At 72.3% G+C, this 1324-nt stretch carries 2 protein-coding genes and 1 pseudogene; all 3 read right to left on the bottom strand.

The genetic code is table 11. From position 1 onward, the window contains the following. On the bottom strand, nucleotides 1-266 hold a 266-nt coding region (locus ACWGDE_RS39015), incomplete at its 3' end, for a hypothetical protein (RefSeq protein ID WP_453393832.1). An 85-nt stretch (nucleotides 267-351) separates the two neighbouring features. Next, a complete protein-coding gene (locus tag ACWGDE_RS39010) occupies nucleotides 352-708 on the bottom strand; it encodes a VOC family protein (RefSeq protein ID WP_453393831.1) in 357 nt (118 codons plus the stop codon). A 74-nt stretch (nucleotides 709-782) separates the two neighbouring features. Then, nucleotides 783-1324 (bottom strand): annotated as a pseudogene (locus tag ACWGDE_RS39005) (LD-carboxypeptidase); the annotation flags it as partial.

Here is a 1324-nt window from a genome sequence, read left to right as displayed (position 1 = left end):
TCGCGCGCCTGTCCCGCCGGGTCGGGCGAGCTCGCGGCGGCGGGCTGGGCGCGCAGGGCGGCGAGCAGTGCGCCCATCACCGCGACGAGGACGACGTCCGCGCCGATGAGCGCTGCCGTGGCGCCGGCCCCGAGGTTGTCGGCGGAGGACATGGCCATGGCGATCAGGCTGATGGCGAGGGCGAGCAGGCCCAGGGCGTAGGAAATGGCGGAATTGGCGGGTCCGTTGGGGCCGGCCTCGGTCGGAGCGTTCCGGAAGGGGTTCATGACGTCAAGGATTCCTTGACATGATCCTCTTGTCAAGGAAACCTTGACGCCGATTGGCGCCCGTCGATCGAGGGGTGAGTTCGCGTCACGCGGTCTGGCACAGCTCGACCCGGGTGCCTTCGGGATCGGTGACCCAGCCGAACCGGCCGACGCCGTCCATGTCCTGCGTCTCCTCGGCCACGTCCGCCCCCTTGGCGCGCAGTTGCGCGAGCATCGCGTCCAGGTCCCGGACCCGGAAGTTGAGCATGGTCTGCTGGGCGCGGGACCCGAAGTAGTCCGTCTCGGACTCGAACGTCGCGAACACCGTCGGCCCCGCCTCCTGACGCCACAGGCCGTTCTCGTCGGCGTCCAGACCCAGGCAATCGCGGTACCAGGCGCTCAGGGCCGCCGGGTCGGCCGCCGCCCGCATGAAGAATCCACCGATTCCAAGCACACGTTCCATGCCGTCATCCTGCCAGGACGGCCCGCGGGCGGGCCCGCACCACACCACGGGCCCGCACCACGCCCCGGCCCGCCTCACGCCACCGCCGGCTCCAGCAGGGTCAGGGTGCGGCCGTCCGCGTCCACGTCCGCGCGGACCCCGAGGGGCAGCGGCAGGTTGGGCGAGGTGTGGCCGAAGTCGACCTGGGCGAGGACCGGGATGTCCCGGTCCGCCAGGACGTCGAGGACCACTTCGCGCAGCCCGACCCGTTCGCCGCCGCCCTCGTACGGTGTGACCTCGCTCGGAATGCCGACCACCATGCCCGCGATCCGGTCCAGCACGCCCGACAGGCGCAAGGTGTGCAGATCACACCAGATCCGCGAGACCGACCGGTCGACCTCCTCCCAGAACAGGACGGCGCCGTCGAAGCGTTCCGCGGGCAGGGCGAACGGGGTCGCCTGCAGTCCGACGAGGCGGTTCAGCAGGCCGCCGACCAGCGGACCCCGCGCGCGGCCCGGCCGCCAGGTCTCCCAGGTTCCCGCCGCCGGCAGCACGCCCGGGGCCTCGGCCTTGGTGAGGACGCGGGCGTAGAGGTCGACGAGTTCGGACCGGCGGGCCTCGTCGCCCAGCGTGTACC

The organism is Streptomyces sp. NPDC054956 (assembly GCF_053609185.1).
The sequence above is the reverse complement of the archived record's forward strand: the minus strand, read 5'-3'. Positions and strand labels throughout refer to the sequence as shown.

Bases quoted from the DNA above. Each gene is read 5' to 3' on its own strand.
- ACWGDE_RS39010 (WP_453393831.1), bottom strand. From the start codon at position 708: ATGGAACGTGTGCTTGGAATCGGTGGATTCTTCATGCGGGCGGCGGCC.